Source organism: Pseudomonas sp. Irchel 3F6, from assembly GCF_900187595.1.
Classification (GTDB): domain Bacteria; phylum Pseudomonadota; class Gammaproteobacteria; order Pseudomonadales; family Pseudomonadaceae; genus Aquipseudomonas; species Aquipseudomonas siliginis.
On the sequence record NZ_FYDP01000001.1, the window covers coordinates 809,110 to 824,470 of the forward strand.

Annotated in this window: 11 protein-coding genes; 5 read left to right on the plus strand and 6 right to left on the minus strand. The window is 59.4% G+C overall.

Annotated features, from left to right (window positions below; all coding sequences use genetic code 11):
• Positions 1 to 95: 95 nt before the first annotated feature.
• Positions 96 to 2,435, plus strand: coding sequence for an acylase (locus CKW30_RS03600; RefSeq protein ID WP_095179970.1), 2,340 nt, complete (start codon positions 96 to 98; stop codon positions 2,433 to 2,435).
• Positions 2,436 to 2,488: 53 nt separating this feature from the next.
• Here CKW30_RS03600 and CKW30_RS03605 read toward each other — a convergent pair whose 3' ends face one another.
• On the minus strand, positions 2,489 to 3,490 hold the full coding sequence (locus CKW30_RS03605; protein ID WP_056785862.1) for a FecR family protein: 1,002 nt from the start codon (positions 3,488 to 3,490) through the stop codon (positions 2,489 to 2,491).
• A 153-nt stretch (positions 3,491 to 3,643) separates the two neighbouring features.
• Between CKW30_RS03605 and CKW30_RS03610 the strand changes: the two genes are divergently transcribed.
• Positions 3,644 to 3,913, plus strand: a complete 270-nt coding sequence (locus CKW30_RS03610; protein ID WP_095179971.1) for a PepSY domain-containing protein — start codon at positions 3,644 to 3,646, stop codon at positions 3,911 to 3,913.
• 70 nt (positions 3,914 to 3,983) lie between these two features.
• Here the strand turns inward: CKW30_RS03610 and CKW30_RS03615 are convergent, their stop codons facing one another.
• Complete coding sequence (locus CKW30_RS03615; protein WP_095180301.1) at positions 3,984 to 8,831, minus strand: dermonecrotic toxin domain-containing protein; 4,848 nt, start codon at positions 8,829 to 8,831, stop codon at positions 3,984 to 3,986.
• 233 nt (positions 8,832 to 9,064) lie between these two features.
• Here CKW30_RS03615 and CKW30_RS03620 point away from each other — a divergent pair, with 233 nt between their 5' ends.
• Positions 9,065 to 10,093: an Ldh family oxidoreductase gene (locus CKW30_RS03620; protein WP_095179972.1), complete on the plus strand. Its 1,029-nt coding sequence runs from the start codon at positions 9,065 to 9,067 to the stop codon at positions 10,091 to 10,093.
• A 202-nt stretch (positions 10,094 to 10,295) separates the two neighbouring features.
• Here CKW30_RS03620 and CKW30_RS03625 read toward each other — a convergent pair whose 3' ends face one another.
• Complete coding sequence (locus CKW30_RS03625; RefSeq protein WP_016774661.1) at positions 10,296 to 10,613, minus strand: YqjD family protein; 318 nt, start codon at positions 10,611 to 10,613, stop codon at positions 10,296 to 10,298.
• A 154-nt stretch (positions 10,614 to 10,767) separates the two neighbouring features.
• Here CKW30_RS03625 and CKW30_RS03630 point away from each other — a divergent pair, with 154 nt between their 5' ends.
• Complete coding sequence (locus CKW30_RS03630; RefSeq protein ID WP_003224595.1) at positions 10,768 to 11,022, plus strand: hypothetical protein; 255 nt, start codon at positions 10,768 to 10,770, stop codon at positions 11,020 to 11,022.
• Positions 11,023 to 11,028: 6 nt separating this feature from the next.
• On the opposite strand, the gene CKW30_RS03635 is transcribed toward CKW30_RS03630, so the two are convergent.
• The gene (locus CKW30_RS03635) at positions 11,029 to 11,943 is read right to left on the minus strand and encodes a LysR family transcriptional regulator (RefSeq protein ID WP_095179973.1); all 915 of its coding nucleotides are present in this window, start codon (positions 11,941 to 11,943) and stop codon (positions 11,029 to 11,031) included.
• An 84-nt stretch (positions 11,944 to 12,027) separates the two neighbouring features.
• Between CKW30_RS03635 and CKW30_RS03640 the strand changes: the two genes are divergently transcribed.
• On the plus strand, positions 12,028 to 12,951 hold the full coding sequence (locus tag CKW30_RS03640; protein WP_095179974.1) for a carbon-nitrogen hydrolase family protein: 924 nt from the start codon (positions 12,028 to 12,030) through the stop codon (positions 12,949 to 12,951).
• A 147-nt stretch (positions 12,952 to 13,098) separates the two neighbouring features.
• Here the strand turns inward: CKW30_RS03640 and CKW30_RS03645 are convergent, their stop codons facing one another.
• Together CKW30_RS03645 and CKW30_RS03650 are read right to left on the minus strand one after the other, a co-directional pair.
• Positions 13,099 to 13,572: an LEA type 2 family protein gene (locus CKW30_RS03645; protein ID WP_056785875.1), complete on the minus strand. Its 474-nt coding sequence runs from the start codon at positions 13,570 to 13,572 to the stop codon at positions 13,099 to 13,101.
• 65 nt (positions 13,573 to 13,637) lie between these two features.
• Positions 13,638 to 15,104, minus strand: a complete 1,467-nt coding sequence (locus CKW30_RS03650) for a nucleobase:cation symporter-2 family protein (protein ID WP_016774665.1) — start codon at positions 15,102 to 15,104, stop codon at positions 13,638 to 13,640.
• Positions 15,105 to 15,361: the final 257 nt, after the last annotated feature.

Here is a 15,361-nt window from a genome sequence, read left to right on the forward strand (position 1 = left end):
GGCTACCCGCTAAATTTTTTCCTTCAGCTTCGTTTCTTCGACAGGCTCATTGCGCGTGGACGCAGGGGCAATCGACCTTTCGATCAGGAGCAAGCGTGATTATTTCCAGGCAACTCACCGGGCTGGCCCTCGCCAGCACCTTGTTCGGGCTGAGCCTGTCAGCCCATGCACTGAGCCCGGCTGCACAAACCAGCGCCGATATTCGCCGCACCAGTTTCGGCGTGCCGCACATTCGCGCTGAAAACGAGCGCGGTCTGGGTTTCGGCATCGGTTACGCCTACGCCCAGGACAATCTGTGCCTGCTGGCTAACGAGATCGTTACGGTCAATGGTCAGCGCTCCCAATATTTCGGCCCGGAGCAGTTGACTGTTGAACAACGGCAAAACCGCGTCAGTGATGTGTTCTTCACCTGGCTCAATACTCCTGAAGCGGTCGGAGCCTTTTGGCAGGCACAACCGGCGCAGGTGCATGATCTGGTTGAAGGCTATGCCGCCGGTTACAACCGCTATCTGGCTGAACGCCGTCAGCAAGGGTTGCCGCAGCAATGCCAAGGCGAGTGGGTACGTGATATCAGCGCCGAGGATCTGGTCAAACTGACGCGGCGCCTGTTGGTTGAAGGTGGGGTGGGGCAGTTCGCCGAAGCCCTTGCTGGCGCGACGCCGCCGCAAGCGACCGCGCAGGTGAAGCGCGACACCGAGGCGTTCCAGTTGGCCGACGCGCGTCAGCAACGTTTTGCTCTGGATCGCGGCAGCAACGCTGTGGCGGTCGGCAGCGAGCGCTCGTTCAATGGGCGTGGCATGTTGCTGGCCAACCCGCATTTCCCATGGGTCGGGGGGATGCGCTTTTATCAGATGCACCTGACCATCCCCGGCAAGCTTGATGTGATGGGCGCCGCTTTGCCGGGATTGCCGATGATCAACATCGGTTTCAACCAGCATCTGGCCTGGACCCACACCGTCGATTCGTCGAAACACTTCACCTTGTATCGCCTGCAACTTGATCCAAAGGATCCGACTCGGTATTTGCTCGATGGCAAGTCGCTGCCGCTGAACAAACAGACGGTTACCGTGCAGGTCAAGCAGGCTGACGGACAGGTCGTAGCGGTTGCGCGCGACATCTACAGCTCGCAGTTCGGCCCGATCGTGCAATGGCCGGGCAAGCTCGACTGGGACAGGCAATATGCCTACAGCTTGCGCGATGCCAACCTCGACAACGACCGCGTGCTCGAACAGTGGTATGCGATGAACCAGGCCAGCAATCTCAAGGATCTGCAAGACGCGGTGCACAAGATCCAGGGCATTCCGTGGGTCAACACCCTGGCAGTGGATGACAAGGGCCAGACGCTGTACATGAACCTGTCGGTGGTACCGAACGTAAGCGCGGAAAAACTGGCCAAGTGCAGCGACCCACGCCTCGGTCTGCGCATGATCGTGCTGGACGGTTCCAACAGCGGCTGTGCCTGGGATGTCGATCCGCACGCGGCGCAGAAGGGCATCTTCGCTTCCAGCCAGTTGCCGCAATTGCTGCGCAGGGATTTCGTTCAGCACTCCAATGATTCGGCATGGCTGGCCAACCCGGCTCAACCGCTCACCGGCTATTCACCGCTGATCAGTCAGGAAGGACAACCGCTGGGCCTGCGCTCACGATTCGCGCTTGATCGTTTGGCTGAACTGAGCAAGAAAGGCCCGCTGGCAGTCAAGGATCTGCAGCACATGGTCATGGACGATCAGGTCTATCTGGCCGCGCAGGTCATGCCCGATCTGCGGAAGTTCTGCGGCGCCGATCTGGGCAGCGATGCCGCGACACTCAAGTCTGCGTGCGCCAGCCTCAAAGCCTGGGACGGCCGCGCAAATCTGGATTCCGGGCTCGGTCTGGTGCATTTTCAGAACATCATGCAGGCGCTGCTTGAATCAGCGGATATCTGGCGTGTTGCATTCAATCCGGCAGATGCGCAACACACTCCTCGCGGCCTGGCAGTCGAACAACCTGCCGTCGCCAAAGCACTGCGTGAAGCGATGCTCGCGTCGGTTGAGCGGGTCGCAAAAATGGGCCTGAAACCCGACACGCGCTGGGGTGATGTCCAGGTGGTCAGCAGCGGCGGGCAGCAAACGCCGATTCATGGCGGGCCGGGGACGCTGGGCATCTACAACGCGATGCAAAGCGTGCCCCGCGAAGACGGCAAACTTGAAGTGGTCAGCGGCACCAGCTATCTGCAAGTTGTGAGCTTCGATGAAAAAGGCCCGCACGCCCAAGGGCTGTTGGCGTTCTCGTTATCCAGTGATCCGATGTCGAAATACTCGCGGGATCAGACTGCTGCATTTTCGAAGAAGCAGTGGAGTGTTCTGCCGTTCACCGAACAGCAGATCCAGGCGGATCCGCAATATCAGGTGCAGACGATCAAGCAGGATCAGACAGGGAAGGTGGCAGCGCAGTAAAACAGTCACAGCTCGAAACAAACGAAGGCCGCCTCCCGCAAGGGACGCGGCCTTCAGCTTTTCGGCGGGCGTTGCGGCATCGAATTGATTACCGGGTTGCCTTCCTTGTTGCGCGTCAAATAGACCGGCAGCACTTTCGGCAGGCTGTTGGCGAGGTGGTTCATCTCTTTGATGTTGTAGACGCCGCCCACGCGGATCGCGCCGGTATTGGTGTCGGCCAGCATCAACGGCTTGTCGAGGTAACGGTTGATCAGCGGCAGGGCGTCGTGCAGCGCAAGGTTGTCGAGCACCAATCGGCCGCTGCGCCACGCCAGCGAAGTATCGCCAGGGTAGGTCTGACTGATTTGCGGCGCGTAATCGCCATGCCGGTAGCGCGCCTGCATCGAGGGACTGAGGCGCAGACCGTCGCCAGGCAAGTCGCGATTGCTGCTGACCAGCACCGAACCTTCGATCAGATTGACCCGCACCTGATCTTCGTACATCCACACATTGAACCGCGTACCGGTCACGCGGATCTTGCCGTCGCCGGCGCGAACCACGAACGGATGAGACGCGTCATGGCTGACATTAAAAAACGCCTCGCCCTTGTTCAGGGTGACGCGACGTTCATGTTTGTAATTGCTGAAGCTCAGGTCGGTGTGCAGGTTGAGTTCGAGCTGGCTACCGTCACTCAGGGTGATCTGACGCACACTGTCGGTGGCGGCGTAATGCTGATAACTGTTGGGCACCCAGCCCAGACTCCAGCCGCTGTAGGCCGCGAGTGGCAAGGCGAGGGCGCAGGCGCCAGCAATGACCGCGAACTTGCGCCACGAACGCGAAGGCTTGCGTTGCGCGGCGAGTGCCTCGGGCTCGGTTCGAGGCAGATCTCCGGCGACTTCCCAGATCTCTTGCATGGCTTCGTATTCGAAGGCATGCAAAGGATGTGCAGCGTGCCAGGTCTCAAATGCGCGACGCTCCTCGTCCGTGCAGTCAGCGGCGTGCAGACGCATGCACCAGTGCGCGGCGGCATCGGTGATCGCATCGTATTCGGCTTCCGAGAGAGTGTCTTGGGTCATTGACTCGTCCTGATTTCGCTCATTCTAACCTCGCCGGCAGGCTGCCGAGAACATCCGTCATGGCATTTACCCATCAACGTGGAACTTATTTTTCCCTGTGGCGCCCAAAAAAACAGGAAGCAACTGCCTACTATCCATAAATGGAGTGAAAAAATGATCAAAAAGACATTCGCAGCCCTGATCGCCACTGCTGGTTTGCTCGGTGCCGGTGCCGCTCTGGCGGACAAGCCCGGCGCAGGCTGGATCACCATCGAAAAAGCCATCGAGGTCGCCAAGACCAAAGCCGGCTATGTCGAAGTCTATGAGATCGGCGCCGATAATGACGGCTACTGGGAAGGCAAAGGGCGCAAGGCCGATGGCACCGCCTATGAGTTCCGCATCGATGGCGCCTCGGGCAATGTGCTGCGCGAACAGAAGGACTAACCGACCGTAATCACTTTTGATTCTGGTCATGAGCAATGCGCTGGCGTTAGGCCGGCGCATTTTTTTGTCGTCACGCCAGCGCTTGCGAGGATCCCGCCTGATCTGCAACCGGCGCCGAGAGCGGTATGGGCGCGGGAAGCGGGTCGAGCTGGCGGCCCAGTTCGCTGATGAGCAGGGCGATCGAGTCGGCGTTGGCGAGCATCACGTCGACCCGCGCATCTGCTGAAACAGGACTGCGAAACGCTCGGCGCGCGTCTGCAAGGTTTGTGGTTTTGGTAAGGCTGAGGATTTTCAGGTAATCCGCTGCATGCGTCGGCATTTTGTCCAGATCGGTCCAGACGTGGTTATCGGATTTCACCGCAAACAGGTGCGAGAGATTGCCGTAGCGCGACAATAACCTGCGATAACGTTCAAGCGAGTCCTTGGCCGCTTGCCCCTCTGCCGTCGTCGTGTCGATAAGGTCGAGATAAGGCCCCATGGCCTGGACCGTTACCAGATCTTCGCTGTCGCAAACCAGATGCGAGAGTTCATGAATAATCGTTACCGCGCGTGCGTGTGAATCAACATTGAATCGAGGAGGCAGATGGGCGGTGTATTTGTCCATTCTGGGATTGAAAAAAACCTCGGTGAGATGAATTATTTTTTGTTTGTCCTGTTTGAAAACGAAAGCAACGGTATTGGCGCTGCCAGGCCCATTCAGACCAGTAAAAAAGCGCTCGGTGTAGAGCAAATCATCTTTTGGGTTCGTCAGTTCCTGGCAGACAGGAATGATCACTTTCTCGAGTTTTGTGAGCAGCAAGGGCGTTACCTCATGAACCTCGAAGAACTCCTTCAAAACTGTCTCCAGCCGTGTGCCTGCAGGGTGGCTGCGCTGTGTAACGTAGTTATGCAGGCAGTTGACTGCGTATTCTCTTGCACGGTTTACGGCTTGCTGTATCACGAACGCCCTGGCCGGATAGCGACGGTGGATCTGGGCCATGCCTCTGGCCTGGATATACATTTCTATTGAGCGGTTCTCCTCGACTTCATGTTGAGCAGGGTCACGACGTTTTGATCGGCAGCGATGAACCGGCTGGCTGGCGCTTGCAACAACCAGACGGGCATTTTTCTCTTCGAGTGCCGGCCCCTGACTGCCGTCTTTTTTGCGCAAATACCAGTTTTTTTCGAGCTGGACTGCCGGATACACCTTGCCGGCAATGGCGGCGTATTTTTGCGTCGTTGACGAATCCCCATAGACCAGTTTATTGGCATCAAGCTTGAGGGATTCCAGCGCCGTACTGCTTTCAAAGGGCTGCAAATCAATCCGAGCGGGCGTGACGGGCGACACCTTTGCCCAGCGAGAGGAGACTTGCACCGTTGTGGCTGTACCCGCAGGTGCTTGCGCCTCTGCGGCGAATTCGGAGCCGGCCGTTTCTGCCTCGCTTTCCCATGACAGACGTCCCAGGCTGAAGACGGTAATCGCCCCTGCGATGAAGCTTTTCAGGGCATTTGCCCAGTGGTGATCCTGAAGGCCTTCGGCGGACGCCTTGAAGTCCTGGTAGCTTCGCCACAGAAAAAAACCGGACGCGAGTTTGCCCGGTAGCAAATGTGGCACCAGGCGCACGCCGTGACTGAAGAGAAACTTCACCGCTTCCCAATCCGCTTGGCCATTGACCTGTGGCTGGCTGCGCAACAGTTGCGGCAGAAGACGCAGAGTGTCCTGGTGAAACCGCTCGAGCACGTTGCCATTGATGGGCGCGCCATGAAGAGTGATTTCACTGTCTTTGCCGATCGTTGTTTTCAACAGGCTCTTGAATATCGCCTGCTGAGCCTCAGGCAGGCGCCGGATAACCAAATCCTGGAAGTGCCCGGGGGTATTCAGTGCTTCGATCAGCTGCGCTTCGTTTTCGAATTCGCGAAACACATACCTGGAGTAAGGCGCATAGAGGACCCGGGGGCCTGTTTGCCCTGCGCCCGGACCGAAGACATACAAACCGAGTGTGTCGACGCAATCAGCGCCTGGGGTCTTGATCAACGATAGCGGACAGGCGATGGCATGAGCGCCCTCGACCGCAGCGCGCGCTATCGCGTCGGGCATGTCGAGGACCTGGCAAATGTAGTCATAGCCGGTATCCGAGAGCTGTTGCTGCAATTTCATCGAGTGGGCGTGTTGCATCAATTGCCAGGGCAACTGGCGCAAGAACCGTTCTTTGCTGGTGCGAGCAGACGGGCTGTCGGCTGACAGCGCTTCGGTGACTTTCGCGGTGTAGGTGGTAGCAACATCAAGAGATTGCAGTAATTGCCGTACCGCGGCCTGGGCAAACTCTTTTGGTAAGGCTGTGGCCGTTGTCGAGGCGACTTTGAAACCGCTGCCCTGCACGACGTTGTAGTGATGCAAGGCAAATTCCAGCAAGTTGCAGGCAGGGCCGGCCAATATCAGATTGGGGGTGATCCGGATGTCCTGTGGCTTGAGCCCGTTGCCTGGAAAGCGGGCATCGAGCAGGGTTTTGAGGGTCTGCTCGATATGAGTGGCCAGCGCCGGGACCTCATCGAGGAAATCCTTGCCATCGATGAACGCATGCCGCAGTTCATCCAGCAGCGCGAGTTGCGTGCGTTGCTCCGTCGCCGAGGCCATGCGCAACCAGTCGGGGTAATCCAGATGACGCGAAAGGGTGCGTGCAAGATCGATCGCGCGTCGCAGGTTGGTATCGATGACAGCATTCTTCATTTCATCAAGGAAGCTCGCCAATGTCTTTGGCTCCTTGATGCAAACTCGCAGCAGTTCACATTCTGCCAGGAACTGTTCAATGGCAGATTGCATGCGGTCTCGGGAGACACTGCCATTAATCAATTGAAACTCGCCCAGTGTGTATTGCTGGTCCAGTCTGTGTTGCGCCTTTGGCAGATTTTCCAGCAGCGTGTGGCTCTGATTGTTGTCGTCCAGTCGTTGTTGCAATTGCTTTTGCGCATTGGCGATGTCGTCAAACAGCTCCAGGCCCAGGGCCGGTGTCCAGAGGATGGCGCGCCCGGAATGTTTCACGTCCATGCCGCCGCGCTCGGTCAGCAGCACGCAGTGAGCGAGCGGCAGCGCAACGTTGGGCTCGGCCCCGTTGAGGGTCAGTGACCAGGCATCGGGGCGAAAACCATTGAGTGACTGGCGGTCCCTGCGTGTCGGGTGCCTGGAATCGAACACGGTGTCGACGATCTTTCGTTCCGCCTCCAGCCATGACCCGCTGAGGCTGCGCAGGTACGCCTCACCACGCAGGCCGTCTTCGAATGCCTGGGCCAGTTTCCACAGAATGCCTTCCAAAAAGACGCGCTGTTCTGCGCCGTGCGCGGTCGGCTGGTCTTTGAAGTGGCTGGTCAGATTATCCAGCGTCCGTCCCAGAAGTGTCGCCTGCTGCGCAGCCTTGTCTGCCTGCACGAGTGACGATGGCGGTGTACTGGTAAACAACGGTCGGGTACTCCAGCGCTGATTGACGTCGAGCTTGAGCAGCCGTTCATGAATCATTGAGCGGATATCCAACGCCTTGTCGAAGAGCGCATGGATGTCAGTGGTGCGCTCGCTCTGACGAAAACGCTGCAGAACGAATTCAACGTTCTGACGTTGCTTGGTGATGATGGCCTCGAACAGCGTGGTCATGATCTCACCGCCAATGTTTTCCCCGGATACCTGCGCGTTAGCGAAGCCAAGGTAACGATTGCGCTCTTGCAGATTCATCAGCCCGTAGAGTTCGTCTTCGTGTCCGGCAGCCCGCATTTTCGCGGTCAGTGTCTGTTTGAGATCCGCGTAGTCGGCGAGTACCTGCAGGCCCTGGCTGGGCGTATAGAGATAAGCCTTGTCGTGATTGATCATCAGCGAGCCGGCCAGCTCGACACAGGCTGTTTCTTCGCTCAGGCACACGGTTTCGAACGTTGGCCGCCGTACCGCAACGGTTGGCTCACGTACCAGGCTGTGCAGGGCGTCGAACTCGCTGGCGGTGAGGATCTGCGTTTCGCGCTTGATCATCAGATCCGCGCGCGCCTGATCCTGCACCGTCTGGCTGAAGAAAGTACGTCTGGGCGAGCCTTCGAATGAAGCGCCGTTCCAAAACACCTCAAGCTGTCGAAACAACAGCATGGTCAGTTTTCCCGACGCCGACTTGATCGCATTGGTCCAGGCAGACTGATCGTCTTCGCGTACCGAACGACCAGGATGGGTAAACTCTACGAGCTGACCGTGGGGCCAGCCCTGACGGTGAAAGTGCACCAACAGCGCTTCGGTCAGCGACAGCGAGTCGACCCACTGTTTCCCATCCGAAGAAGTCACCGAATAGAAACCGACCCGGGTAAGCGACTGTTGCACGGCGCCAAAATGCGCTTCGAGCAGTTCGTCGAGAATCTTTTCCAGCAGCGTTGCAAGGGATGGCAGGCGTTTGAGTTCGTCCAGCAAGTCACGGGCGCACCTCTCCAGAGAGTCGCCGATTGCCAATTGCTGGTCCTCGAACACATCACCTTCGATGGTTTCGCAGGTCAGGGTGATACTGCGTTTTTCCACCAGTTCCTTGCGCAATGAAACCGAGAGGAAAGCCAGCAGATCATCGTTTTCCCTGGCGTTGTCGAGGCGTTTCTGCAGGGCATCAGTCAGGGCTTGCCGGTCAGCGAATTTTTTCAGGCCATCGTAGGGCGTATAGAGAAACACGCCGTTGTCATCCGGCCCTGCGCTGAGTATGAAGCTGCCTGCCAGCGGCACGGCCAGTTGCTTGTCGGCGTTGAGCAGGATGCGTTCGGCCAGCATTGGCGGTGTTTGCTTGTTGCGCAGCGATTGCGTAGCGAGTTGCGCATGTGCAAGCCAGTCGAAGTCTTTGCTGTTGAGACCGTGTGCCGGACCGAGGTCAGCGTGCAGGCCGGGTGAATCAAATATCACTGGAAACAACAGCGGGGCAGTCGGGATGGACATCATTGCAACTCTGAACAGGGCGCCATTGGGCTGGAACTCAACAGTAAATGCGCAGAGTGGAGCACTTGCGGTAGACAGTTACCGCACGTACCGAGATCAAAATGTGCATCAGGGCGCGCCAACCGATGGCAATGAATCGAAGGGTTGACAGCTGGCAGCTCGGACAGGGTTAATCGGTGGGCAAAATCGACCGTACGCTGTTGTTCCCTCCAATAATCATTCTGGAGCTTCAGATGTCTGCGCCACACGATCATGGCTCGTCCACAGTGTCCCTCGAAGCACTGACGCAACTGCTTGAAACGATTTTTCTGCGCCACGGCACCTCCAGCGAAGTCGCACGGGTACTCGCCGTCAACTGCGCCAACGCCGAACGCGACGGCGCTCACAGTCATGGCGTGTTTCGCATCCCCGGTTATGTCTCGACGCTGAAAAGCGGTTGGGTCAATGGCCATGCCGTGCCACAGGTTGAAGATGTCGCGCCGGGGTTTGTCCGGGTTGACGCTGGCAACGGTTTTGCCCAGCCAGCGTTGGCAGCGGCCCGACCACTGCTGATCGAGAAGGCGCGTCATGCCGGGATCGCAGTCCTGGCAATTCGCAACTCGCATCATTTCGCCGCTTTGTGGCCGGATGTCGAGCCCTTCGCCGACGAAGGTCTGGTGGCGCTGAGCGTGGTCAACAGCATGACCTGCGTGGTGCCCCATGGCGCTGATCGGCCATTGTTCGGTACCAATCCGATTGCCTTCGCCGCGCCAAGGGCCAACGCCGCGCCGATTGTGTTCGATCTTGCCACCAGCGCCATTGCTCATGGCGATGTGCAAATCGCAGCGCGCAAGGGTGAAAAACTCCCGGCCGGCATGGGCGTCGACAGCCTCGGCCAGCCGACCCAGGACCCCAAGGCGATTCTGGAAGGTGGAGCGCTGTTGCCGTTTGGCGGTCACAAAGGCTCGGCGCTGTCGATGATGGTCGAGTTGCTGGCGGCGGCATTGACCGGCGGCAATTTCTCATTCGAGTTTGACTGGTCCAACCATCCCGGCGCGAAAACCCCGTGGACCGGTCAGCTGTTGATCGTCATCGACCCGAGCAAGGCCGCAGGGCAGAGCTTCGCCCAGCGCAGTGAAGAGCTCGTGCGGCAGATGCACGGGGTCGGGCTCAAGCGACTGCCGGGGGATCGCCGGCATTTGCAGCGCAGTCGTTCAATGGCGCAAGGGATCGTACTGGATGAGCAGACGCTGGGGCAGTTGCGGGAGTTGGCGGGGGAGTGAGTCTTTTGTTGTTCTGACGATTGCAGTGACAAGGTCAAAAGCCCCTCACCCTAGCCCTCTCCCGGGGGGAGAGGGGACTGACCGCGTGGTTTGGGCGAGGTACGCCGACTTGGGATACCGAGGTGAATTCAGTAATGGAAAAGCAAAGCGGTGGGCATAAAAAAAGCGAACCCTGAGGTTCGCCTTTTTCTGTGCGCCTGACTCAGCGACGGCCGAGCAGCAGGCCCACCACCAGGCCGAAACCGGCGGAGATCGCCACGGTTTGCCAAGGGTGACCACCGATGTAGTTTTCGGTGGCTTCGACGGCGGGTTTGGTGCGATCGCGCACGCTGGACACCGAATCCAGTGCCAGCTGCAGTTTCTGGGCGATTTGTGCACGCAGTGTTTCTGCTTCTTCGCCGACCAGTGAAGCGCTGCTCTTGAGCAGTTTGTCCGATTCTTCGATCAGAGCCTGAAGCTCGCTGAAAGCTTGATCCTTGATTTGCTCTTCGGCAGCTTGCGAGGCGGTTTTACGGGCCATTGGGTGACTCCTTGCAGGTGAATGGACAGTGACCAATGGAGTGTAGCGGCAGGCGAAAAGTTGCATGTCATTCGTGGAGAAGGGAAAAACCTGCACCGGAGATTTCCATCGAGCGTGTAAGATGTCGCCATTTTACGCAGCAGGATAAATCCCCATGAGTTTCAATCTGGCCGACAAATCCCTCGCAGAGCGCGCAGCGCTGGAAGATGAGAAATCCCGTCTGTTCGAACTCTGGCAGAACAATCTGGGCAAAGCCAAAGGCGAAGCCGCGCGCTTGTTTGGGGAGCGCTCCAAGCGCAAGGGCAAATGGGCCGAGTGGGTCCGCGCCGAACTGGACGGCATGTCGCCGCCGGAGTTCGCCAACATGGTGCGCAGTGAAGTCAATCGCCTGATGGCGGCGAACAAATAATCCGCTTCACGCCTGGCTGAACGTGGTGGCAATCGCCTCGCGAACCTTGACCAGCACCGGATCGATCTGCGTGCTGGTGCGCCAGCCCAGTTCCACCGGATAGCGCGGTAAAGCCAGAGGGCAGGGCAGCAACGCCAGCCCGCTCAGCGTCGCGATGCTTGCGGCGGCATGGGCCGGGATGGTCGCCACCGCCTGACTGCCCTTGAGCAGAAAGGGCAGCGCGGCGAAATGCGTGGTCGACGCGCAGACTCGCCGGCTCAAACCCACTGCCGCCAATCCCTCATCGGTAATGCCGATAAAGCCGCCCGACGACACCAGAATGTGCTCGCGTTCAACGAACTCTTGCAACGCGATCTGCTGTTGGCCTGGCGCGAGACTGGCCGGGTCGACCAGACACGCATAGCCGCCTTCCCCCAACACCTGACGACTGAGCAGGCGCTCGGAAAAGCCGCCGGCAGTGATCGCCAGGTCGATGCTGCGTTCCATCAGCGCGCGGGCAACGATCTGGCTGTGGGTCTGGCGAAATATCAACCGCAGCTTCGGCGCACGGCGGGCGATTTCCTCGATCAAGTGGCGCCCGTAGGCAATTTCAAAATCATCTGACAGACCGATCGCCACCGAACGTCCTTCGTATTGATTGGCCGCCGGATCGAGCATGGCCAGACTTTGCCGGCATTTGTTGAGCGCATCGCTGATCACCGGTTTCAGCTGATTGGCTTGCAGGGTCGGCGCCAGTCCGCGCCCGGTGCGCACGAACAACTGATCGCCATACACCTCACGCAAGCGGCGCAATGCCGCGCTGACTGCCGATTGCGTTACGCCCAGGCGCAGGGCGGCGCGACTGGCACTGGATTCGTCGTGCAGCGCTTCGAAGACTTTCAGCAGGTTGAGGTCAATGTCGGCGATATTCATTTGGCTCATATCATTCAGCAGTCGGCAGGGCTTTATTCATGATCGCGTGACGCCGGAGAATCGGCAACACCTGAACCTGATGGAGTAAATACGATGGCCAAATCCATAGTGGCGGCGTTGCAGATCGGTGCATTGCCCGGCGGCAAAGGCGAAACCCTTGAACAGATCCTTGCTTGGGAAGACGCAATCCGCGAATCCGGCGCTGCGTTGGTGGTGATGCCGGAAGCCTTGCTCGGTGGTTACCCGAAAGGCGAGGGCTTCGGCACCCAATTGGGCTATCGACTGCCCGAGGGGCGTGAGGCGTTCGCGCGTTATTTTGCCAACGCCATCGATGTACCGGGCGCCGAAACCGAAGCGCTGGCCGGATTGTCAGCGCGCACCGGAGCCAATCTGGTGATCGGCGTGATCGAGCGCGCTGGCAGCACGTTGTATTGCACGGTGCTGTATTTCGATCCGCAGGCCGGGCTGCTCGGCAAACACCGCAAGCTCATGCCCACCGGCACCGAGCGACTGATCTGGGGCAAGGGTGATGGCTCGACGCTGCCGGTGTTCGACACCCAGGTCGGCAAGCTTGGCGCCGTGGTCTGCTGGGAAAACATGATGCCGCTGCTGCGCACGGCGATGTATGCCAAGGGCGTTGAGGTCTGGTGCGCGCCGACCGTGGACGAGCGCGAGATGTGGCAGGTCAGCATGCGCCACATCGCCCACGAAGGCCGCTGTTTCGTGGTCAGCGCCTGTCAGGTGCAGGCCTCGCCGGATGATTTGGGGGTGGAGATTGCCAATTGGCCGGGTGATCGACCGTTGATTGCCGGTGGCAGCGTGATCGTCGGTCCGATGGGCGATGTGCTGGCGGGGCCGTTGCGCGGGGAAGCGGGCTTGCTCACGGCGGAAATCGACACTGATGAACTGATCCGCGCGCGGTATGACTACGATGTGGTCGGCCACTACGCGCGGTCGGATGTCTTCGAGTTGACCGTTGATGAGCGTGCGAAGCCGGGGGTGCGGTTCAACTGCTGACCTTGAAACTTGCAGAGAACCTGTGGGAGCGAGCCTGCTCGCGAAGACGTAGGCAGCATGAGCGTCGTAGTCGCCTGAAACACTGCCTTCGCGAGCAGGCTCGCTCCCACAGGGGTTGTGTGTTGTTCTGCCGATTGAGACCGCTGACTACCAGGTCGCCGCACTCGCTTTAGGCAGGCTCAACTTGCCGCTGTCGGTAAAGCGCATCGTGCCAAACAACCCGCCCGCCAGTTTGCCGCGCAGCACGTAGGGCAGATTATCGAGGCTTTGCGTCTGGCTCAGCCCCAATGTCTGGCGCAGCACCGAGAACGCCGAGACGCTGACCGGCACCGTGACAATGGCTTCAGAGAAACGCGGGATCGAGCCGCTCTGATCGCTCACACCGGACGCCAGCGAATGACCATTGACCTCCAGATCCAGGGCGATGCCGTTGTAATCGATCGCCGTTTCATTGGGGTTCTGTACGCGCAGCTTGATCGCGAAGCGTACTTCCAGTTCCTGGCTGGGTAACGGTTCGAGGCCGACCACGTTGATGTTCACCGGATCGCGGTTGGGAAACAGCGCGCAGGCGCTGAGCGACAACAGCACAAGCGACAGGATGACGGCGTGGACGCGGCGCATAAAAATCTCTCGACAAAAAAAGGGCTGAACCGTCGCCGGTGCAGCCCTTTTTTCGAGGCGTGACGTCAGCGGTTCAACTGTGCGACAGCCGCCGCTTGGCCGGGTTCACCTTTGGCGGCGACGTCGGGGTTTTCCATGACCTGCAGAATCGACGCTTCCGGGTCGAAATCATCTTCTTCCAGCTCGATGAATTCTTCCGGCAGGAAGATGTTCAGCACGATAGCGCACAACGCACCGACAGTGATTGGCGATTCGAAGATGTTGCGCAGCGCTTGCGGCAGTTCGCGCAGGACTTCCGGCACCGCCGCGATGCCCAGGCCCATGCCCAGCGAGATCGCCACGATCAGCATGTTGCGTCGATGCAGGCCGGCTTCGGCGAGGATCTTGATCCCGGCCACGGCGACGGTGCCGAACATCACCAGCTCAGCGCCGCCCAGCACCGGTTTCGGCATCAGTTGCAGCACCGCGCCGATCATCGGGAACAAACCGAGCAACACCAGCAGCCCGGCGATGAAAAACGCCACGTAGCGGCTGGCCACGCCGGTCAACTGGATCACGCCGTTGTTCTGCGCAAAGGTCACCATCGGCATGCTGTTGAACACTGCCGCCATGGCCGAGTTGAGACCATCTGCGAGCAGGCCGGATTTGATCCGGCGGATGTACAACGGGCCTTTCACCGGTTGCCGCGAGATCATCGAGTTGGCGGTCAGGTCACCAGCCGCTTCCAGCGGCGACACGAGGAAAATCACCGCCACCGGCACGAACGCCACCCAATCGAAGTTGAAACCGTACTTGAACGGCACCGGCACGCTGACCAGCGGCACTTCGGGCATCGAAGCGAAATCCACCGTGCCCATCAGCCATGCCACCACGTAGCCGAGCGTCAGGCCGATGACGATCGCGCCCAGCCGCAGAAACGGCACGTCGACTCGGTTCAGCACAACGATGGTGCCGATCACCAGCGCCGCCAGAAACACATGGCTGGCCGCGCCGAGATCAGGCGCCCCGAAGCCGCCGGCGATGTCGGTCATCGCCACTTTGATCAGCGACAGGCCCATCAGCGTGATGATCGTGCCGGTCACCACCGGCGTGATCAGCATGCGCAGTTTGCCGATGAACTGGCTGAGCACCACTTCAATGAACGCAGCGAAGAAGCACACGCCGAAGATCGTCGAGAGGATTTCGTCAGTGCCACCGCCGCGCGCCTTGACCATGAATCCGGCGCTGAGAATCACGCTGATAAAGGAAAAACTGGTGCCTTGCAGACACAGCAGACCGGAACCCACCGGGCCGAAGCGCTTGGCCTGGACAAAGGTGCCAAGGCCGGAGACGAACAGCGCCATGCTGATCAGGTAGGGGATTTCACTGTGCAGACCGAGGGCGCCGCCCATGATCAGGGTCGGGGTAATGATGCCGACGAAACTCGCCAGCACGTGCTGCAACGCGGCGAACACCGTGGCGGTCAGGTGCGGACGGTCGTTGAGGCCGTAGATCAGGTCGTTGTTGCGCGGGGTTTTGTCAGAGGCGGTCATGGTGATGTGCGCGCCGCAAGGCGGGGCCGGGTCAGAAAATGGGTGCGCAGAATGCCGGAAGAGGGCGGCGAGGGCAACGAGCAATAACTGCCTGAAAGGTCAGGTTTTACTGCCTATGTGGGAGCGAGCCTGCTCGCGAAAGCGGTGGCTCAGTCTGCATCTCGGTGACTGACGAGCCGCCTTCGCGAGCAGGCTCGCTCCCACAATGATCGTCCACGCCCGTTAATCAGCAATGGCCAATCGCCCGTGGCATACTC

Excerpts from the sequence above, each read along its gene's own strand:
- CKW30_RS03625 (WP_016774661.1), bottom strand. The coding sequence starts at position 10,613 with ATGGCCCGTAAAACCGCCTCGCAAGCTGCCGAAGAGCAAATCAAGGAT.
- CKW30_RS03650 (WP_016774665.1), bottom strand. The coding sequence starts at position 15,104 with ATGACCGCCTCTGACAAAACCCCGCGCAACAACGACCTGATCTACGGC.
- CKW30_RS03630 (WP_003224595.1), top strand. The coding sequence starts at position 10,768 with ATGAGTTTCAATCTGGCCGACAAATCCCTCGCAGAGCGCGCAGCGCTG.
- CKW30_RS03615 (WP_095180301.1), bottom strand. The coding sequence starts at position 8,831 with ATGTCCATCCCGACTGCCCCGCTGTTGTTTCCAGTGATATTTGATTCA.
- CKW30_RS03610 (WP_095179971.1), top strand. The coding sequence starts at position 3,644 with ATGATCAAAAAGACATTCGCAGCCCTGATCGCCACTGCTGGTTTGCTC.
- CKW30_RS03605 (WP_056785862.1), bottom strand. The coding sequence starts at position 3,490 with ATGACCCAAGACACTCTCTCGGAAGCCGAATACGATGCGATCACCGAT.
- CKW30_RS03645 (WP_056785875.1), bottom strand. The coding sequence starts at position 13,572 with ATGCGCCGCGTCCACGCCGTCATCCTGTCGCTTGTGCTGTTGTCGCTC.
- CKW30_RS03640 (WP_095179974.1), top strand. The coding sequence starts at position 12,028 with ATGGCCAAATCCATAGTGGCGGCGTTGCAGATCGGTGCATTGCCCGGC.
- CKW30_RS03620 (WP_095179972.1), top strand. The coding sequence starts at position 9,065 with ATGTCTGCGCCACACGATCATGGCTCGTCCACAGTGTCCCTCGAAGCA.
- CKW30_RS03635 (WP_095179973.1), bottom strand. The coding sequence starts at position 11,943 with ATGAGCCAAATGAATATCGCCGACATTGACCTCAACCTGCTGAAAGTC.